The sequence below is a fragment of the Blautia sp. LMAG:36 genome, from assembly GCF_008680535.1.
In the GTDB taxonomy this organism is placed as follows: domain Bacteria; phylum Bacillota; class Clostridia; order Lachnospirales; family Lachnospiraceae; genus Blautia_A; species Blautia_A fusiformis.
In genome coordinates, this window is record NZ_NALB01000006.1 from 250,183 (window position 1) to 269,847 (window position 19,665).

Consider the following 19,665-nt stretch of genomic DNA (forward strand, 5'->3'; position numbering starts at 1 on the left):
TTTTTTGTTTATGATCACAAATGGGGATTTTGGGAGGTTTTACTATGATCATTGATAATGTGTATGTTTTTACACCGGACAAAGCATTTGTAAAAGGCGGGATTATCCTGGATGGGGATAAGATCCGACAGGTTTATGAAGAAAAGGATGCGCCGCAGCTTAACGGGGATGTTCTGGACGGAAAAGGCTGCTACGCCATTCCGGGACTGATCGATCTGCATTTTCATGGATGCAAGGGAGATGATTTCTGCGATGGAGACAAGGCTGCGATCGGAAGAATCGCGGAATATGAGGCATCGGTAGGAGTTACAGCGATTGCACCGGCTACTATGACTTTACCGGTAGAGGAACTGGAGCAGATCCTCCATACAGCAGCAGAATATAAAAAAGAAACAAAGGACTGCCGTAAGGCGGATTTTCTGGGGATCAATATGGAAGGGCCTTTTATCAGCCCGGCAAAAAAAGGGGCACAGGACGCGAGAAATATCCTGCCATGTAATGTGGAAATCTGTGACCGTTTTTTAAAGGCCTCGGAAGGTCTGGTAAAATTTATAGGGATTGCACCTGAAGAAAGTGAGCATGCAGCAGAATTTATCCGGGAAGTTCATGAAAGGGTCAATGTTTCTCTGGCACATACCAATGCAGATTACGATACAGCAATGGAAGCATGCAGAGCAGGAGCAAACCATGCAGTCCATCTGTATAACGCAATGCCTGCGTTTACGCATCGTGCACCAGGTGTCGTAGGGGCTGTTTTTGATAATAAGGATGTTATGGCAGAGATCATCTGTGACGGGATCCATATCCATCCGTCTGTTGTTCGAGCTACCTTTCAGATGATGGGAGCTGACAGGATGATCCTGATCAGCGACAGTATGAGAGCTACCGGTATGCCGGACGGCCAGTATACACTGGGCGGACTGGATGTTAAGGTTGTGGGAAGACTTGCCACGCTGGTATCTGACGGTGCGATCGCAGGATCTGCCACAAATCTGATGGATTGTATGCGTACAGTTGTTAAAAAGATGGATCTTCCGCTGGAAACAGCCGTGGCCTGCGCGACTATAAATCCGGCCAGAAGCCTTGGTGTGGAAGAACAGTACGGATCTCTGGAAGCAGGTAAAAAAGCTCATGTGGTACTGCTGGATCAGGATCTGGAACTGAAAGCAGTGATCAAGGACGGAGTAAAGATTCGATAGGATCATAGAAGATAAAACGATAAAAAATAAAAAGATAAAAAGAATTTCAGGAGCAGATGACAGCAAAATTCGTGTCAGAATTTGTCGAACGAAAATGCTGGACAAAATGCTCCTGAAATTCTATAATTAATTTCACCAGAGATCTTCTGGTATCGATCACCGCCAGGTCAGGCGGGAAATTCCATTTTTATCATAACCGAATAAACATATATTTTAAGAAGGAAAGGGGGCGTGTATGTTTCTTTATGGAGAATTATCCGTGGTGATATCTGCGATGGCGGTCTGGATGGATCTTAAAGATGCATCTGTAGACAATGGATGGATCCTTTTTTCTTTTATGATCGGTTTCCTGATCCAGATTACAGAAAACGGGCTGAAAGGTGGAGTGATCTTTTTGGCAGGAGTGGCCGTGCCGGTGCTTCTTTTGGGAATCCTTTTTATATTCCATATGATCGGCGCCGGAGATATCAAGCTTCTGTGCGCACTTGGCGGGATCATGGGGCCGCGGACAGTTATGGAATGTATTGTTTATTCTCTGCTTGCAGGTGCAGGCATTTCTCTGGCAATTCTTATTTCTACAGGCGGTATCCGCCGACGATTCCTTTATTTATATCAGTATATGAATGAGTTTTACTGTACCGGTGAGATACGTCCTTATTACAGAAAGGGGATGAGCTTTCCGGAGAACTTTCATTTTACGGTACCCATATTTTTGAGTGCGGTGCTTTATGCAGGAGGTGTGTATTGAAGAAAAACATATTTGCAGTCTGTGATCTGGAGGTGGATTATGCTTTCAATTTTATGGATTATCTGAACCAGAAAAAGAATCTTCCGTTTGAGATCCAGGCATTTACCACGGCGGAAAGTCTCATTGCCTACGGAAAAGAAAATCATATTGAGTTGCTGCTGATTTCCGATAAAGCAATGAGAAAAGAAGTCCGTGACCTTGGTATCGGAAAGATCATCATTCTTTCAGAGGGTGTGCATCCTCCGGAACTGGATCAGTATTCAAGTGTGTATAAATATCAATCTTCCTCAGATGTGATAAGGGAGGTGATGGCCTGCTATGGAGAAGAGAAGTCTCTTGATCCGGTAACTTTTCCTGTGTTGAAAAAGACAATGGAGATCATCGGTGTTTTTTCTCCTCTTGGCAGATGTCTGAAGACATCCTTTGCACTTGCGCTGGGACAGATACTGGCGAAAGAACGTGCCGTTCTTTATCTGAATCTGGAATCCTATTCTGGTTTTGAAGAACTTCTTGGGAAAAAATTTCCGGCTAATCTGAGTGATCTGTTTTATTATGTTCGCCAGGGAAATGAAAACCTGATCCATAGAATGAACGGAATGATCCAGACAGTAAACAATCTGGATTTTATACCGCCTGTAAGAACACCTTCAGATATCCGGACCGTGGACTGGGAAGACTGGGAGCGGCTGTTGCAGGAGATCGTACTTCACAGTTCCTATGAAGTGCTGATCCTGGATATGGGAGAAAATGGAGATGAGGATTTCCGGCTTCTGGAAATGTGCAGAAAAATCTATATGCCGGTTTTGAATGACACACTTTCTGTCTGTAAGGTGACACAATTCGAAAATCTTCTGCGTATCTGGAATAAAGAAAAGATCCTGGAAAAAACAGAAAAGGTGCATCTGCCCTTTCATATGGATAGGATCTCTTCTGACGCTTACGTAGAACAGCTGGTCTGGAGTGAACTGGGAGATTATATCCGTGAACTTTTGAGAAAGGAGCGGTCATGAACAGAGAAAAATTCCGGGAAATGTATGATCTGCTCATGGAACAGCTGGATGTTTCCAGAGAGCTGTCCGATGATGAAATCCTGGGGGTGATCGATGAACTGATATTAACTCAGGCAAGGGAACTGTTTCTTTCACTGAAGGAGAAAGTAGAGCTCAGACAGGAGCTGTTCTGTTCTGTGCGCAAGCTGGATGTTCTGCAGGAACTGATCGATGATGAAAGTGTTACGGAGATCATGGTAAATGGTCCGGATCATATTTTTGTGGAACGTGGAGGAAAACTGACCAGATGGAATAAGGTCTTCACGTCAGAAGAGAAGCTGGAGGATGTGATCCAGCAGATCGTAGGGCGCTGTAACCGGGTTGTCAACGAGTCCATGCCTATTGTAGATGCAAGGCTGGAAAACGGAGCACGTGTGAATGCAGTGGTTTATCCGGTTGCTCTGAATGGTCCGATCCTGACGATCCGTCGTTTTCCGGATGATCCTATCACAATGGAAAAACTGATCGCTTTTGGAAGCATCACCGAAGAATGTGCACAGTTTTTAAAAAAACTTGTTCAGGCAAGATATTCTATTGTGATCGGTGGAGGTACAGGCAGTGGAAAAACAACATTCCTTGGAGCTGTTACAGAATATATTCCAAAAGATGAGCGCCTGATCACCATTGAAGATAATGCGGAGCTTAAGATCCGGGGAATTGATAACCTGGTATGTCTGGAGGCAAAAATGGCCAATATGGCGGGCGCGGTGTCAGTAACGATCCGAGATCTGATCCGGTCAGCCCTTCGAATGAGACCGGATAGGATAATTGTAGGGGAAGTCCGTGGAGGAGAGGCAGTGGATATGCTGCAGAGCCTGAATACGGGACATGATGGAAGCCTTTCAACACTTCATGCAAACAGCAGTCAGGATATGCTTTCCAGAATTGAAACGATGACATTGATGGGGATCGATCTTCCCCTGGAAGCAATCCGAAGGCAGATCGCTTCCGGGGTAGACATTCTGGTACATCTCGGGCGTATGCGGGATAAAAGCAGAAAGCTGCTGGAAATCACAGAAGTATGTGGATTTGAAAACGGAGAGATCCAGACCAGGCCGCTGTATCGCTGGGAAGAAGGAAAGGGACTTGTAAAAACCGGAGAACTTTTGCATTGTGAAAAAATGAAACGGGCAGGAATCAGACTATGAAAGAGCGGAAAGGAAAGAATCAGAAATGGAGATCTACGAGGAAAGATTACAGGATGTATCATTTTACGGGGAAGGAGACTGCAAAGTATCTTCTGGAGGGAGCTGCCGTATGCGCTGCAGCCGACTATCTGTTTTATCAGAGCCTTCCTGTGTTGCTGTTTATGCTTCCAATACCAGTGCTTTTTCTGAAAATGCAGAGGAAAAAATGCACTGCACGGCAGCAGAGGGAGCTGAATTACCAGTTCCGGGATGCTCTGACGGCCATGAATGTGGCGGTACAGGCCGGCTATTCCGCGGAGAATGCGGTGCGTGCCAGTGTAAAGGATCTGGGGAGACTTTATGAAAAGGGAAGTGATATCCTGGATGAATTTCGGTATATCGAAAGCCAGCTGCGTCTGAGTGTTCCGGTGGAAGAGCTGTTCCTGGATCTGGGAAAACGCAGCGGAGTGGAAGATATTGAAAATTTTGCAGCAGTATTTTATACAGCAAAAAGAACAGGCGGGGATATGACGCAGGTGATCCAGAAAGTAGCCAGAATGCTTAGTGATAAGATTGAGGTAAAAAAAGAGATCGAGGCAACGCTGGCCGCAAAGAAATCGGAACAGATGGTTATGAGTATCATGCCGGCCGGTATCATCTGCTATCTGAAACTGACTTCGCCGGGATTTTTGGATGTACTTTATGGGAATCCTTTCGGAATCTGTACCATGACAGTTTGCATGGTGATCTATGGCTTGTCTTACTGGCTGGGTGTGAAGATTGTAGACATAGAAGTGTAGGTGAGGATAATGTGGATACATATTTTGATATTTATGGTGATCCTTGGGGTGTTTCTGGCAGGAAAAATGGGGCGGCTGCCTCCGGAAGCCGGAAATCCGGAAGAAAAGAAACTGTTTATACGGATAGCGCTTACCGGAAATATCATCGGTATGCTCCTGACATTTCAAAGTGGCGGAGATAAGGTTTATTCATCCGGATACCGTATGGAAAAAGAGGAGACAGGTGCTTATGAAGAGAAATTCAAAGTATCTGTAGACGGAGAAGAAGCCGGTTCCCTGTATGTGCAGGTGCCGGAAAAAGAAACAGAAGGATCCGAAGAAGAACCGGAAACAGAACTTAGCGAAGAACAGCAGCGCGAGAAAGAGCTGCAGGACATGATCGTACAATATAATCAGAAAAAAAACGATCCGCAGTACTATTATCTTCCAGATGAATGGAATGGAAAACATCTTGAATGGGAGCAGCCAAAAGACAAAACAGGAAACCTGCTTTCAGCTCTTGGTCTGGCAGCAGCGGCAGCAGCTGTCATTGCAAAAAAACGGGAAGAACAGAATGCTCAGATAAAAAGAAGAGAACAGATGCTGATGGATTACCCAGGACTGATCATGAAATTTACCCTTCTGGTGCAGGCAGGCTTAACTGCCAGAAAAGCGTTCCAGAAAATAGCACTGGATTACGGAAAGAGAGAAGATGGTAAAAAACGTGAGGCTTACGAAGAAATCCGAGTAGCCTGTTATGAGATGGACAGTGGGATTTCCGAAGCAGAGGCTTACCGGAGATTTGGAGAACGGTGCGGACAGGTAAAGTATAAAACTCTGTCAACACTACTGATCCAGAACCTCCAGAAAGGAAGCAGGTATCTGGCCGATCTGCTGGAAAAGGAATCCGTGGAAGCCTGGGAGGAGCGAAAAAGAAAAGCAAGAGTGCTGGGAGATACAGCAGCAACAAAACTGCTTCTTCCGATGGTCTTGATGCTCCTGGTGGTGATGGCGGTGATCATGCTGCCGGCATGCCTTTCCTTTTACGGAGGGTAGGACTGGAGAACAGAGAAAGGAAATGTGAGGTGACAAATGAAAATATGTGGAAGTATGTAAAAGAATTTGCGATGGAAGAGGATGCGGTGGGTGTTGTGGAGATCATCCTGATTCTGGTGGTTCTGATCAGTCTGGTCATCATCTTTAAGGAACAGCTTACAGCACTTGTTAAAAAAATCCTTACAAAAATCACAAAACAAAGCAATACGATCTGAAAATAAGAAAAAACGGTGATATCTGCTGATATTTTCGTTTTGGAAAGGAGAGGTACCCCTTGGCAGGAAATGTGAAAAAAGGCAGCATTACGATCTTTCTGGCTCTGATCTTGAGCCTGGTTCTTTCTCTTGTGTGTGCCAGCATTGAATCTGTACGCATGGCAGCTGCCAGGACACAGATACTTAACAGTATGGATATTGGCTTATATTCCTTATTTGGACAGTATGACCGAACGCTTTTGGAAGATTATGAGCTGTTTGCACTGTATGCAGGTGGAAAAGAAGAACTGGATATGGCTTCTGTATATGATGATTTTCAGACTTATATGAAACCTGTATTGAAACAGAACAGTCAGAAACTGGAGCTTCTCCAGGGCGGATTCAATGGTTATCAGCTTCTGAGCGACGGAAAAGGCGAGATTTTTTACCAGCAGGCTGTTCAGTATATGCGTGAAACTCTGGGAAGCCAGGGGGTACAGACTCTTCTCGGAAAACTGAAGGATCAGGAAAAGAAGACAGAGGATGCAGAGAAAAAAGGAGAACAGGCAGAAAATAAAGGAACGTTGGATTCCTATGATTCTGCTATTACGGACGCCGCGCAGAAGAGCGAAGAAGCCAAAAAAGAACAGGAACAACAAAAAAACCAGGGAGATTTTTCGGATGCAGGAAATGGGGATGATTTTACCGGCGGTGTTGATGAAAGCGTGGAAAATCCTATTCCGATCATCAGAAGAGTCCGTAAAATGGGACTTCTTGATCTGGTAGTACCATCCGAACGGGGAATATCGGATGCGGTTACAGACAGAAAAAGCCTTACATCCGGAAGAAAACTCCAGACAGGACTAATGTTGGATACGGATATACGATCCGATAATTCGTATACGTCCGGAATATTGTTTGGACAGTATCTGCTAAAGAAACTGGGAAATTATCGAAGACCGGCAGCGGCGGGGTTGAATTATCAGGTGGAATATATTCTTGGAGGGAAGAACAGTGATCGGGAAAATCTGAAGTCCGTGGCAGGAAAACTTCTGGTGATCCGTCAGGGGGTTAACATGGCGTATCTGCTTTCAGATGGTGGAAAACGGATACAGGTCGAAACACTGGCGCTGGCGATTGCATCAGGTTTTCTGATCCCACCGGCGGCAGCAGTGATCGAAGCGGCACTGATTTTTTGCTGGGCATTTGCGGAGAGTATTCTGGATGTCCGGGAACTTTTTGCAGGAGGACATGTACCTCTTATAAAAAACTCCTCAGACTGGCAGCTGTCTTTGAGTAATCTGCCCAATATCCTGGACAAACTGGATTCTTCAAGAAAGGATGCAGGGAATGGAATGTCTTATGAGGATTATCTTCAGGTTCTGCTTATGGCGAAAGGAAAACAGGATAAAGTTCTGAGAGGAATGGACATGATCGAGTGCTCTGTACGTGAAAAGGGAAAAAGACCGGGTTTTCAGATGGATCACTGCATCACTGCCCTGGAAGCGTCTGCAGATGTAAAAGCAAACAGACGGAAAATATTTACAGTTACACGTCAGTATGCGTATGAATAGAAAGAGAGGTGTACAGGGATGCTTTTTCAGAAAGAAAAAGAAGATAAAAATCAGATAAACAGACTGGATCAAAAAAGAGAAAGGCGCTCTCGAAGAGCTTTTTTCCTGCTTTCCCCGATAAGCCGGAAAACGCTTTCTGGAAAAGTATCCCTGTGCACCTTTCTGAAAAAAGCAAGTCTCACCCTGGAGACTGCGATGGCTTTGCCGCTGTTTTTTTTCGGAGTGCTCACGCTGCTTTCTTTTATGGATATTTACAAGGTACAGACGGAGCATCTGACCGGCTTGTGCCAGAAAGCAAAGGAAGCAGGTATGTATGCGTATGGTGCTGGCGGTTCAGGTACAGAAACGATCACATTGCCGGACTTATATTCCTATCAGCCCATAGGCGGTCTGATCCCGCTTCCTAAAATATGGTTCCATAATACGGTAAAGGTTCATACGTGGAATGGTGTGATATACGAAAATGGAAAGGATACAGTGGAGAGCCAGCCTATGGTGTATGTGACAGAATCAGGAAGTGTGTATCACAGAAAACTGGGGTGCAGTTATCTGAATCTGTCTGTTCAGCAGATATCAGGCTCTTCGGTTAAAGCTTTAAAAAATGCATATGGAGAAAAGTATCAGGCCTGTGAGCTGTGCAGTCGTGGGCAGGAACCGGCCGGAGTGGTATATATCACAAAAAAGAGTAACCGTTTTCATAACAGGGAAAGCTGCAGCGCATTGAAACGATCTGTACGGATGGTGAAAGAAACAGAGGTTTCCGGTGAAATGAGTGCCTGCGGACGATGTGGCTGAAGGGAGAGATCATGAGCAGTGTAAAAATTTGCATGACTGTACTTCTTGTAATTAATACCTGGACAGATATCCGAAAAAAAGAAATCTGTTTACCGGTGCTTTTTATATTTCTGGCAGGCGGGATCCTGTGGCGGATCAGGCAGGGGCTTCTCTGGCCGGCAGGGATTATTTCCATGGGAATCGGAGTATTTATAATTTTGATCGCTTTGATCAGTGGAGGAATGGTCGGATTTGGAGACGGATTGCTGATACTGACAATGGGCTCTGTGCTGGGAGCCGGAGAACTGGCAGGGATCCTCTGTGGTGCATTATTGTTGTGCGGAATCTACTCAGGCATTGAGTATCTTATGCTAAAAAAGAGTCGAAGTGAGGAAATTCCTTTTGTACCGTTTCTGCTGATCGGATATTTGGGAGGGATATTTTTGTGAGAAAAATAAAAAAGGGAAGCTTTACAATAGAAGCTGCATTGCTCATGCCTCTGGTGCTTATGATACTGATCGGAGTGCTGTATCTGGATTTTTTTGTACATGACAGAGCATATCTCACTGCGGCAGCTTATGAGGCAGCAGTCAGCGGCAGTATGGAAGGATATAAAAAGAAAGGGAACATATATGAAAAGGCGGATATACAGGGTAGAATGCTGGGAGATATCGGGCTGCCGGGAGGAGAGAATCTGAGCATGCAGACAAATGCAGGAAAAACTGTGAAAGTAACTTACAGACTGGAAGTACCTGCCGGGTTCCTGGGGCAGAAATGGAAGCTGGAAGTCAGTGGTAAGGCAAAGCCTCTGCGGCCTGTGGGATGGATCCGCAAGGTAAAAGGAACTGTGGATATGCTGGGAGAGGTGACGCCATAAAATGAGAACGGAATATAAAAGAGATATGAATCATAATTATCTGATCCTGACAGGAGATGAGAGAATCGATACAGATTCTTACCAGGTAAGGATGATCGTGGCCAATGCTGTGCCTGATCTTCTTCAGTGTCGGATACAGGGAATCGACGGAAAATTCATGGTGTATTATGATATAACTTCCAGGCATTCCATGACTGCACTTTTTGAGGAAAAAAAGATGGATCTGGAGTCGCTTCAGGTGATACTGGGAGGCTTTATACAGATCATGGAAGAAATGTCCGAGTATCTTTTGAATCCCTGTCAGCTGATCCTGGAACCGGAATATATCTATCTGGATGCGGAAAGAAAAAGTGTCCGATTTTGTTATCTTCCGGGATTTCATGGGGAAATACAGAAACAGTTTCAGAGTCTTGCGGAGTATATCCTTCCAAAGCTGGATCATGAAGACGGAAAAGCGGTCATGTTGGGATATAATGTATACAGACGTGCACTGGAGGACAGCTTTCATCTGGAATACATCAAGGAAGAGTTATATAAAATATGTAACAGCGACGAGGAAGATTTTTCTCCATATGAAAAAAAGAAAACAGTGCTCCAGGAAGAAAACAGGATGACAGAGGAGGAAAAAGCAGAGGATCTGTGGCAGGTGGAAGGCTGGGAAAGAGCCAGTGTGTCTGGAAATGAAAAACAGAAAAAATCTTCAGCGGACTCACAGAAGCGGAAAACAAACAAAATATGGAAGCCAGTGGCTGGATTTGGTGCAGCATTGGCGCTTCTTCTGGGAATTACGGCAGGAATGGCCGGCGGATATATTCCAAGAATAAGTAAAGAAATTTTTCTTCTGGGAATTCTTGCAGCAATGATACTGGGGATGCTGAGCTATATTCTGATCAAAAAAGTCTGTAGAAAAAAGAAAAAACTGGATACGCCGGTGCCTGAGCAGAAATATGGTGCGGCGGAAAAAGAGGCAGCTGTATATTCTGAAGATCAGAAAGAATCTGGTACGCTGTCAGAGAGCAATGTCGGTGACAGCAGAAAAGAACTGGAAAAGATCAACAAAAATATCCCGACAAAAGCGGAAGATTTTTCAGATGGATTTGGTGAAACAGTAGTTCTTTCGGCAGGTGCATCCAAAGGTCCTGCTACATTAGTAAGCCGGGAACCGGGGGAATTGGCTACCATTTATTTGGAAAAAGATATCACAGTGATCGGAAAACTGGAAACTGCGGCGGATGCAGTGATCAATATACCAACTGTCAGCAGGATCCATGCCAAGATCCGAAAAAGGGAGGGGGCATATTATCTGGCAGATCTGAACTCCAGAAATGGGACTTCTGTAAATGGACAGCTTCTGAAAACAGGAGAAGATTATTTGCTGGAGGATGAGGATGAAGTTGATTTTGCACAGGCCCGTTATATTTTTTTGAAATAACAGAGCGAAAAATCCAGTTTTGTATCGTACTAATATGGGACCGTAGGTTGTCCGCCTGATGAAAATCTGTTAAAATAATGAAATAAATTCGAATTTTCAGATTATAACAGCGAGTTATGGGAGATATTTCCGGAACCGCTGTGGAAAGAGGCCGGAATTGGAAGAAATAAAAAAAGAACCTGTGACAGTTTTGCTGATCCTCATAAATACGCTGATCTTTCTTGTGGTGGAATTTACCGGCGGCTCGGAGAACGGGCAGCATATGCTGGAATGCGGTGCTGCTTATGCACCGCTGATCCTGGAACAGGGACAGTGGTATCGGATGTTTAGCAGTATGTTTCTGCATTTTGGTGCGCCGCATCTGATCAATAATATGTTGGTTCTGTTTGTGCTTGGCCAGAGACTGGAACCGGTAACAGGAAAGATAAAATTTTTTCTGATCTATATATTTGGTGGTCTGGGCGGAAATATGCTCTCTTTGTTTTTTGATATGTATGCAGGAAACGCTTCTTTATCTGCAGGAGCTTCCGGAGCTGTTTTTGCAGTCATGGGCGGTATGATCTATGTGATCATACGGCACAGAGGAAGAGTGGCGGATCTAACTGTCAGACAGATGCTGATCATGGCCGCATTTTCACTGTATTTCGGATTTGCAAGTGAAGGCGTGGATAACGTAGCGCATATAGGCGGTTTGTTGAGTGGTTTCCTGATCACTGTAATTCTTTATCATCCCAGAAAAATATGGAAAACAGTTCCCTGACCGGGAGCGCTCTCAAGCGTGATGTCTCCACTGTGTGCCTGAGCGATCTGTTTTGAAACAGCAAGGCCAAGGCCGGTCCCGGATTCTTTGGTTGTAAAAAATGGCTGAAATATCGTAGCCTGCTGTTCTTTTGAGATTCCACATCCGTTATCCCGGATATCAATGCGGATGCCGGAATTTTCCGGAATGACAGAAAAAGAAATCTTTCCTCCGGGAATGGGAACGGCTTCCCATGCGTTTTTCAGAAGATTCAGAAGCATCTGCCGGACACGGATCCGGTCAAGAGCCATCGATGGCAATGAATCCGGAATATCTGTTTCAAGTGTGATCTCCAGATAATCCAGAGTAGGTTTTATGGAGGAAAGGATCGTTCGGAGGTAGCTGCAGGTGTCAATGTTTTCTCTTTTGACATGGCCTGCATTATTAAATGCAGAAAGTTCATCAAGAAGTTCTTTTACATAATCAAGATTATCCATAACATCATCCCAGTGCTCATATTCTTTGACCTCAGGATGTGCAGATGCGATCATCTGGAGTCCGCTGTTAATAAGAGTCAGAGGATTCCGGAGTTCATGTGAAAATTTTGAAAGTGTATAATGAAAATCGTTTTTCAATTTACTGACTGTAGTATCGTTGCACATATTATCACCTCGAAAAAATATTAACATCAGAAATTTCAAATATCAACAAGAACAGTATTGAAAAATTCGAGAAAATACGACAAAATAAGAATATAGATAAAATAATTTTGCAAACAAGGAGGACAAAATAATGGGAGATTGCATATTTTGTAAAATCGCAAATGGAGAGATTCCATCAGCAACACTTTATGAGGATGAGGAATTTCGCGTGATTCTGGATCTGGGACCGGCAAGCAAAGGACACTCATTGATCCTGCCGAAAAAGCATGCAGCGAATATTTATGAACTTCCGGATGAGACTGCCGGAAAAGCAATGATCCTGGCTAAAAAAATGGCAGGAAAGCTGAGAGATGCACTGAACTGTGATGGATTTAATGTTGTGCAGAACAATGGAGAGATCGCAGGACAGACTGTGTTTCATTTTCACATGCATCTGATTCCGAGATATGAGGGAGATGGTGTTGGTTTAACCTGGAAACCCGGAGAACTCAGCGATGAGGTGAGAGATGAAATCTTAAAGAAAATTAAAGAATGACAAATAGCCACTAAAGAGGAAAAATGAATAATCAGACATTTGAAGAGTTTTATCTTAAATACCGAAAAATATCCAGAGGGTATGCGTATGGGGTTCTCCATGACTGGAGTATTGCTGATGATGTCAGTCAGGATGTACTTTACAAAATGTATACTATAAAGGATGGCCTGAATATTGATAATGAAAAGATGATGTTTTCTCTGATTAAGAGGGCATCTATGAATAAGGCTTTGGATTATATAAAGAAATCAAGCTCCAAGCATGAGTTTGTCTGTCAGGAAGAAGTTGCGGCATTTCTGGAAGAACAGAATTCGGTTGATGCGGAAGAGGTATTTCTGCGTAAAGAGAAGAAAGAATTTATGTATATGGTGCTGAGAAGATTTCGAAAGAAACAGCCGATAAATTATGAGATCTTAATTCAGGTCAAATATCTGGAGATTTCCGTTGAAACAGTTGCAGAAGAATATGGTCTGACGAAAAGTGGTGTCAATAACAGGATATATAAAGCGAAGCGCTGGCTGCAGGAAGAATTTCGCAAAGTATACGAATAAAAGAAAACCCTGCCAGCCCGGAAGGGAGTGGCAGAGTTTTCATATGGATGTTGTGGAAATATAGTCAGGCTCTGGCGCATTCTTCAATAAGATCAGTGATCTTACTGATGGAATCTACCTGGCCGTTTCCTGCCATAGCATCTGTATATTTCTGACGATCGGTATAGAGCTGGCGGATGGTTTCCAGAAGCTTTTCTTCTGTAATCTCCTCTTCTTCCAGCACTTTACTGAAGCCCTGGCGTTCGAAGGATCGAGCGTTAAGGATCTGGTCACCACGACTGGCTTTGGCAGAAAGCGGGATCAGAAGATTTGGCTTATGAAGTTCGCGGATCTCACAGATTGCGTTAGCGCCTGCGCGGGAGATCACGATATCAGCCATGGCAAACAGATCCGGAAGCTCGTCCTGGATATATTCATACTGGACGTATCCGGCAGTACCGTTGAGAGATTCATCGGTTTTTCCCTTTCCGCAGAGATGAACAACCTGGAATTCCTTCAGAAGTTCAGGGAGGATCTTGCGGACATTATCATTGACAGAAGCAGCTCCCAGACTTCCACCGATGACCATAAGTACCGGCTTGTCAGCAGTGAAACCACAGAATTTACGACCGTTTTCCGCATTTCCGGAAAGAAGTTCCTGGCGGATCGGAGTTCCTGTAAGAACTGCTTTGTCAGCAGGAAGATTGGCGACTGTCTCAGGAAAATTACAGCAGATTCTGGATGCAGAAGAGAGACAGAGTTTATTGGCAAGACCTGGAGTCATGTCGGACTCGTGGATCAGTGCGGGGATTTTTAAACGTTTGGCCGCGATCACAACGGGAACCGTAACGAAACCGCCTTTAGAAAAAACAACGTCCGGTTTCAACTCTTTCAGAATCTTTCTGGCCTGGCTGAATCCCTTCAGTACACGAAACGGGTCAGAGAAGTTTTTGAGATCGAAGTAACGTCTCAGCTTTCCGGATGAGATTCCATAATATGGGATTCCAAGTTCTTCGATCAGTTTTTTTTCGATTCCTTCGTAGGAACCGATGTAGGAAATCTTATAACCAAGCTCCCTGAGCTTTGGAATCAGGGCAATATTTGGAGTTACATGTCCGGCAGTACCACCGCCGGTAAGTACGATGTGTTTCATTTGGATTCCTCCTGAATAGTCATATACTATCATTAAATATGAACTCTAACGGAGGAATTGTCAAGGAAAGATAGGATTACAGGAGAAAAATAATGGAAAATTTCAGGGATGCTGAACTGAAAAAATGGTTGGCAGAAGAATATGAAAAAGAAACCGAAGAGATGGAAAAAATCCTGTTTCCAGATGGAGTGATTCCTGATGATGGAGAAACAGAAGAGGAGGCAAAGGCTGCTTATCAGAGGCTTGTAGAAAAACTGAAAGCAGATGGTGTTTACAAAGAAGACGAAACTGACAGTATTAAAACTGATGATCATAAAGAGAATGTAAAAATCGTTTATCTGCCCGAAAAGAAAAGTCATAAAGCAGCTCGCGTAGCGGCAGCAGTACTTGTATGCTCAGCCAGCATCTTCGCCGCAAGCATGACCAGCCAGGCGAACAGGAGTTATTTCCTTGATTCTGTGAGGTATTGGTTTGGGGATGATACGAAGATTGTAATAGACAACGATAGAAAGAGTGAGAAAGAATATGAAGACGAACAAAAGGCAATCGATGATATAGAAGAGAAATTGGATATTGATTTGCCATATTTAATGTATCGTCCTCAAGGTTTCAAATTTAAAGACTACAATGTCAGTAAAGACTTTGAATATGCTTTATTGCAGTATGATTATGAGGATACAATTTTAACGGTATATGTTAATAAATATGATAAAGAAACTAAAAGCAGTGGTGCAAGTTTAGATGGAAAAGAAATAGAAACTATTAAATTACCGGAGGAGGAAATTCGTATTGAGGTAAAAAAAATAATGGCAAAAGGAGATAAGAAAGTCAGTTATGTTGCGTATTGGAATAATTCTACAGAATTTTATCAAATAGAAGCTCAAATGGAAGAAAAGGAGTTTATAAAATTGATTCAAAATATAAAATTTTAGCGAGATAATGTCTTTTCCACATCGTATATATAGTGTAATGAAAGTTTAAAGGAGGAAAGACATTATATGAAAGAGAAAATGAAAAGAATAGTAAGCCTGTTGTTTTTAGCATGCTGCTGTAGTATATTATTTGCAGTTCCAGCGATGGCAGAAAGTTTGTCAGATGATTTTTCAGTGGAAACGGATACAAACGAAGATTATGCAGAAGATACGACGTACAGTGTTCTTAGAGGCAATAATTTAAGTTTTGGAACAACAACGATAAAAAAGATGGCAAGTAATAAAGTTGGAATCTCTGGAATAACTCAGTGCCATCATGTATGCGATAAAGTTTATTTGAACGTTTATTTGGAAAGAAAAGTAAATGGAACATATTCTACATATAAAAACTGGAGTTTTTCCGCATCAAATGCAAGTAATTTAGTTAAAGATATTACAGTTATTGTTCCGAAGGGATATTATTATCGTGTACGAGGCTATCACGCAGCTAAAGATGGAAGCAAAGAGTCTACAAAGACCTTAACCAGCGGTATTCTCGTAAAATAACAAATCAACAAAATAAATCACACCCCCAGCGATGCCACACCCCCAAAAAAAATAAAAAATCCAGTAAACTTTACATTACCTTCGCTGGGGAATGTCTAAAAATTCTGAATAATATCAAAAAAACTAAAAAAATCCCCTTAAAAAAAGAAACATATTTCACAAAAAGACTGTCAAAAAACATATATTTCGTGTATAATAAATACAATAACAAACCGTTAATAAACAAAAAGTCGATTATTTCTTCTTGGAATTGTATATCACAGCGTTTCTGGACGATCGGATATCACAGAGAGATCCTTCAGGCTTTTTTGATATGGAAATTTCAGAACGTGGGACGGAAAAGGGGGCTTGTGCATGAAGATAACATTTATCGGTGCTACGCATGAGGTGACTGGAAGCTGTTATTATCTGGAAGCGGCAGGACGGAAGTTTCTGGTGGATTATGGAATGGAGCAGGGACCGGATTATTATGAAAATAAGGAGCTTCCGGTGGCTCCGGGTGATCTGGATTTTGTGCTTCTGACACATGCACACATGGATCATTCCGGAAATCTTCCGGCCTTGTATGCAAAAGGCTATCAGGGGCCGATCTATGCGACAGAGGCAACTTGTAATCTCTGCGATATCATGCTTCGTGACAGCGCACATATCCAGATGTTCGAGGCTGAGTGGAGAAACCGAAAGGGGCGGAGAGAAGGAAAACCGGAATTTATTCCTGCATACACTATGGAAGATGCCATGGGTGTGCTCCGGAACTTCGTCAGATGCCCATATGATAAGATCATCAAACCGGCAGAGGGAATCGAAGTAAGATTTGTGGATGCAGGACATCTTCTTGGCTCTAGCAGTATTGAAGTCTGGATGACGGAAGAGGACAAAACAGAAAAGATCGTTTTTTCCGGCGATATCGGAAATATCAATCAGCCGCTGATCAGGGATCCGGTATATATCCGAGAGGCAGATTATATTGTGATGGAATCTACCTACGGAGACCGCAGCCATGGAGAACGTCCGGATTATCCGGCAATACTGGCAGAGATCATCCAGAGGACCTTTGACAGAGGCGGCAGTTTGGTGATCCCGTCCTTTGCAGTAGGCCGTACTCAGGAAATGCTGTATTTTATCCGACAGATCAAAGAACAGGGACTGGTTCACGGCCATGATGGTTTTACGGTATATGTAGACAGTCCCCTTGCCAATGAGGCAACTACGATCTTCAGTGAGAATGCATATACCTGCTATGATGAGGAAGCAATGGATCTTTTGAATAAAGGTATCAATCCGTTATCCTTTCAGGGATTGAAGACCTCCGTTACTACCGATGATTCCAGAGCTATCAATTTTGATGAGGACTGCAAGGTGATCATTTCCGCCAGCGGTATGTGTGATGCTGGTCGTATCAAACATCATCTGAAACACAATCTGTGGAATCCCAGAAATACCATTCTTTTTGTTGGATACCAGGCTATCGGAACTCCGGGACGGGCATTATTGGAAGGTGCTGTGGAGATGAAGTTGTTTGGTGAGACTGTGCAGGTAGCTGCTGAAATATGCAAAATGCCGGGAATCAGCGGTCATGCTGATGTAAACGGACTTATAGAATGGGCGAAAGCCTTTGAAACGAGACCAAAACACGTATTTGTTACGCATGGTGATGATACGGTGACGGAGATTTTTGCCCAGAGGCTTAAAGAAGAGCTTGGGTATGATGCAACAGCACCCTTTAGTGGAACTGAATATGATCTTCTAGAGAACCGGTGTATCCATGAGGCTGTTGGTGTTCGGATCGTAAAGGTAACTGCTTCGCCGAAAACAACCAAGGCTGCCCGTGCATATGAGAAGCTGCTGGCTATGGGACGTCGCCTGATGTCCGTGATCCGGAAGAATGAAGGCTGCCCCAATAAAGATCTGGATCGTTTTACAAGAGATATCCAGTCACTGTGTGACAAGTGGGACAGAACAGATATTTAACCGGATAACAAAGATAACATTGAAACAATTATTTTGTCAAATCATCCTAAAATCACCCTGCGGAAATTTTTCGCAGGGTGATGATAAATACGATATACAAAATAAGATTATGTGAGATCAGCCTTCGTTCAATGCCTGGCGGATGGCTTTTGCAAGCTGATCCGGACATGAAGTTGGTTTGAATCCGCAGCGGATGCCTTCCAGACGGGAGATCACTTCATCTGCATCCATTCCCTCTGCAAGCTGTGCAACACCCTGTGTGTTTCCGGAACATCCGCCTGTAAACTTGATATTGTGAACTTTTTTATTATCGTCGATCTCGAACTCAATTCCCTGAGCACAGACGCCTTTTGTCTTATAAACCATTCTGGTTACCTCCTGTTCTGTTTATTTATCGATTATAGCATCTCTCAAAAAAAGTTTCCATAAAAAATAAAATTTGTTATAATGAACAATGTAGAAAAAGAAAAAGATACTGCTGAACGGAAAAAACTGTGAAATTCAGCGGGATATCATATTGAAAGAGAGGATTTACAGATCATGAAATGTGTTGGAATCATAGGAGCAATGGAACAGGAAGTAGCAAGACTGAAAGAGGTTATGGAGAATGTATCCATTACTACCAGAGCCGGAATGGATTTTTATGAGGGTGTTCTGGAAGGAAAGAAGGTAGTTGTGGTACAGTCCGGGATTGGTAAGGTAAATGCCGGCATGTGCACCCAGATCCTGGCAGATCTCTTTCAGGTGGAAGCGGTGATTAATACCGGTATCGCAGGAAGCCTTAACAATGATATCAATATTGGAGATATCGTACTTTCCACAGATGTTCTTCATCATGATATGGATGCAACCGGATTCGGATATCCGAAGGGACAGATTCCGCAGATGAAAGAGTTTTCCTTCCAGGCAGATGAGTGCCTTCGTAAGATCGCACATGATGTATGCGAGGAAGTAAATCCGGAGATCAGGGTTTTTGAAGGAAGAATTGCTTCCGGAGATCAGTTTGTATGTGATCAGGGTGTAAAAGATAATATTGTAAAGGAATTCAGCGCCTATGCTGTTGAGATGGAGGGCGCAGCGATCGGACAGGCAGCAGCTCTTAACGGGGTTCCATTCCTGATCATTCGTGCTATCTCAGATAAAGCAGATAATAGTGCAAACATGGATTATCCGGCTTTTGAAAAGCTTGCAATTGAGCACAGCGTACGTCTGACCCAGGGAATGCTGAAACGGATGGCCTGATCGGAACTTTGGAGGGAACCGTCATTTTTCTTCTGCATATACTGTAAGAGATAGCAGAGAGAGGACAGCAGAAGAGTTATGATCTATCCAGATTTTTATCCGTTTTATGCTACACAGGGAAGTCCTGGTTTTTATAATGAAGAGAGAGAACAGGAAAAGGAATTTGATCTGATGAGATCATACTATCCGGATACAGCCCGAAGGATCCAGGAAAAAGCGGAAGCACAGTGTCAGCTTTTGGATTATGAGGGGAGCCGGCTGTATGATGAATATCCGGATCGTTTCATGCTCTATCACATCTGCCACCAGGTGAAAGGACAGATGGAAGGAGATACCAGTGTACAGGAGATTCCAGGAGGGTTCCTGGATGATCTGATCGAAGTGCTGGTGTATCAGGAGATTTCCAGACGAAGATGCAGGAGGAGAAGGTGCAGAAAATGTTTCCGCACTGAGTATTAAAATGGCGGTTTACCCATGAACGATACAGTGATACTGGCAGAAGCGACCAAAACTGGTTCGCACAACATCTGTCCATATACAATAAAA

At 43.5% G+C, this 19,665-nt stretch carries 23 protein-coding genes; 20 read left to right on the forward strand and 3 right to left on the reverse strand.

Annotation, left to right across the window (positions count from 1 at the left end):
* Positions 1 to 44: 44 nt before the first annotated feature.
* The 13 genes from nagA (at position 45) to CCC17_RS08595 (ending at position 11,569) form a co-directional block, all read left to right on the forward strand.
* Positions 45 to 1,199, forward strand: a complete 1,155-nt coding sequence (gene nagA / locus CCC17_RS08535; RefSeq protein ID WP_173741083.1) for an N-acetylglucosamine-6-phosphate deacetylase — start codon at positions 45 to 47, stop codon at positions 1,197 to 1,199.
* A 235-nt stretch (positions 1,200 to 1,434) separates the two neighbouring features.
* Positions 1,435 to 1,947, forward strand: coding sequence for a prepilin peptidase (locus CCC17_RS08540; protein WP_022427135.1), 513 nt, complete (start codon positions 1,435 to 1,437; stop codon positions 1,945 to 1,947).
* On the forward strand, positions 1,944 to 2,957 hold the full coding sequence (locus CCC17_RS08545; RefSeq protein WP_021652830.1) for a hypothetical protein: 1,014 nt from the start codon (positions 1,944 to 1,946) through the stop codon (positions 2,955 to 2,957). The genes CCC17_RS08540 and CCC17_RS08545 overlap by 4 nt, the downstream gene beginning before the upstream one ends.
* On the forward strand, positions 2,954 to 4,144 hold the full coding sequence (locus CCC17_RS08550) for a CpaF family protein (RefSeq protein WP_092071684.1): 1,191 nt from the start codon (positions 2,954 to 2,956) through the stop codon (positions 4,142 to 4,144). The genes CCC17_RS08545 and CCC17_RS08550 overlap by 4 nt, the downstream gene beginning before the upstream one ends.
* Positions 4,141 to 4,923: a type II secretion system F family protein gene (locus tag CCC17_RS08555; protein WP_287082931.1), complete on the forward strand. Its 783-nt coding sequence runs from the start codon at positions 4,141 to 4,143 to the stop codon at positions 4,921 to 4,923. Before CCC17_RS08550 ends, CCC17_RS08555 begins: the two co-directional genes overlap by 4 nt.
* 9 nt (positions 4,924 to 4,932) lie before the next feature.
* Positions 4,933 to 5,958, forward strand: a complete 1,026-nt coding sequence (locus CCC17_RS08560; RefSeq protein WP_021652833.1) for a type II secretion system F family protein — start codon at positions 4,933 to 4,935, stop codon at positions 5,956 to 5,958.
* Between the two features lie 44 nt (positions 5,959 to 6,002).
* Positions 6,003 to 6,173: a Flp1 family type IVb pilin gene (locus CCC17_RS08565; RefSeq protein WP_044962312.1), complete on the forward strand. Its 171-nt coding sequence runs from the start codon at positions 6,003 to 6,005 to the stop codon at positions 6,171 to 6,173.
* A gap of 59 nt (positions 6,174 to 6,232) precedes the next feature.
* A complete protein-coding gene (locus CCC17_RS08570) occupies positions 6,233 to 7,726 on the forward strand; it encodes a DUF5702 domain-containing protein (RefSeq protein ID WP_278796093.1) in 1,494 nt (497 codons plus the stop codon).
* Between the two features lie 195 nt (positions 7,727 to 7,921).
* Positions 7,922 to 8,521 (forward strand): hypothetical protein, encoded by a 600-nt coding sequence (locus CCC17_RS08575; RefSeq protein WP_287082932.1) that lies wholly within the window; start codon positions 7,922 to 7,924, stop codon positions 8,519 to 8,521.
* 11 nt (positions 8,522 to 8,532) lie between these two features.
* Complete coding sequence (locus CCC17_RS08580) at positions 8,533 to 8,949, forward strand: prepilin peptidase (RefSeq protein WP_173761354.1); 417 nt, start codon at positions 8,533 to 8,535, stop codon at positions 8,947 to 8,949.
* On the forward strand, positions 8,946 to 9,377 hold the full coding sequence (locus CCC17_RS08585; protein ID WP_021652838.1) for a TadE family protein: 432 nt from the start codon (positions 8,946 to 8,948) through the stop codon (positions 9,375 to 9,377). The genes CCC17_RS08580 and CCC17_RS08585 overlap by 4 nt, the downstream gene beginning before the upstream one ends.
* Before the next feature lies 1 nt (position 9,378).
* Positions 9,379 to 10,809 carry a DUF6382 domain-containing protein gene (locus tag CCC17_RS08590; RefSeq protein WP_287082934.1) on the forward strand — a complete coding sequence of 477 codons (1,431 nt, stop codon included), beginning with the start codon at positions 9,379 to 9,381 and terminating at the stop codon, positions 10,807 to 10,809.
* A 157-nt stretch (positions 10,810 to 10,966) separates the two neighbouring features.
* Positions 10,967 to 11,569, forward strand: coding sequence for a rhomboid family intramembrane serine protease (locus CCC17_RS08595; protein ID WP_287082935.1), 603 nt, complete (start codon positions 10,967 to 10,969; stop codon positions 11,567 to 11,569).
* Here CCC17_RS08595 and CCC17_RS08600 read toward each other — a convergent pair.
* Positions 11,536 to 12,210 (reverse strand): two-component system sensor histidine kinase NtrB, encoded by a 675-nt coding sequence (locus CCC17_RS08600; protein WP_144093378.1) that lies wholly within the window; start codon positions 12,208 to 12,210, stop codon positions 11,536 to 11,538. The two genes, CCC17_RS08595 and CCC17_RS08600, sit on opposite strands and share 34 nt — an antisense overlap.
* A 130-nt stretch (positions 12,211 to 12,340) precedes the next feature.
* On the opposite strand from CCC17_RS08600, the gene CCC17_RS08605 reads away from it, so the two are divergent.
* Together CCC17_RS08605 and CCC17_RS08610 are read left to right on the forward strand one after the other, a co-directional pair.
* Entirely contained in the window at positions 12,341 to 12,745 is a 405-nt protein-coding gene (locus CCC17_RS08605) for an HIT family protein (RefSeq protein WP_015525628.1), read from the forward strand.
* Positions 12,746 to 12,768: 23 nt separating this feature from the next.
* A complete protein-coding gene (locus CCC17_RS08610; protein WP_059086207.1) occupies positions 12,769 to 13,296 on the forward strand; it encodes an RNA polymerase sigma factor in 528 nt (175 codons plus the stop codon).
* Between the two features lie 64 nt (positions 13,297 to 13,360).
* On the opposite strand, the gene CCC17_RS08615 is transcribed toward CCC17_RS08610, so the two are convergent.
* Positions 13,361 to 14,428, reverse strand: coding sequence for an undecaprenyldiphospho-muramoylpentapeptide beta-N-acetylglucosaminyltransferase (locus tag CCC17_RS08615; RefSeq protein WP_092072263.1), 1,068 nt, complete (start codon positions 14,426 to 14,428; stop codon positions 13,361 to 13,363).
* 92 nt (positions 14,429 to 14,520) lie between these two features.
* Between CCC17_RS08615 and CCC17_RS08620 the strand changes: the two genes are divergently transcribed.
* The 3 genes from CCC17_RS08620 (at position 14,521) to CCC17_RS08630 (ending at position 17,877) form a co-directional block, all read left to right on the forward strand.
* Entirely contained in the window at positions 14,521 to 15,360 is an 840-nt protein-coding gene (locus CCC17_RS08620) for a DUF4367 domain-containing protein (RefSeq protein ID WP_287082936.1), read from the forward strand.
* Between the two features lie 66 nt (positions 15,361 to 15,426).
* Positions 15,427 to 15,906 carry a DUF6147 family protein gene (locus CCC17_RS08625; protein ID WP_287082937.1) on the forward strand — a complete coding sequence of 160 codons (480 nt, stop codon included), beginning with the start codon at positions 15,427 to 15,429 and terminating at the stop codon, positions 15,904 to 15,906.
* 354 nt (positions 15,907 to 16,260) lie between these two features.
* Positions 16,261 to 17,877, forward strand: a complete 1,617-nt coding sequence (locus CCC17_RS08630) for an MBL fold metallo-hydrolase RNA specificity domain-containing protein (protein ID WP_287082938.1) — start codon at positions 16,261 to 16,263, stop codon at positions 17,875 to 17,877.
* A gap of 117 nt (positions 17,878 to 17,994) precedes the next feature.
* On the opposite strand, the gene CCC17_RS08635 is transcribed toward CCC17_RS08630, so the two are convergent.
* The gene (locus tag CCC17_RS08635; RefSeq protein WP_015525634.1) at positions 17,995 to 18,243 is read right to left on the reverse strand and encodes a TIGR03905 family TSCPD domain-containing protein; all 249 of its coding nucleotides are present in this window, start codon (positions 18,241 to 18,243) and stop codon (positions 17,995 to 17,997) included.
* Between the two features lie 174 nt (positions 18,244 to 18,417).
* On the opposite strand from CCC17_RS08635, the gene CCC17_RS08640 reads away from it, so the two are divergent.
* Positions 18,418 to 19,119 (forward strand): 5'-methylthioadenosine/adenosylhomocysteine nucleosidase, encoded by a 702-nt coding sequence (locus tag CCC17_RS08640; RefSeq protein WP_278654913.1) that lies wholly within the window; start codon positions 18,418 to 18,420, stop codon positions 19,117 to 19,119.
* 78 nt (positions 19,120 to 19,197) lie between these two features.
* On the forward strand, positions 19,198 to 19,578 hold the full coding sequence (locus tag CCC17_RS08645) for a hypothetical protein (RefSeq protein WP_021652849.1): 381 nt from the start codon (positions 19,198 to 19,200) through the stop codon (positions 19,576 to 19,578).
* The last annotated feature ends 87 nt before the right edge of the window (positions 19,579 to 19,665 follow it).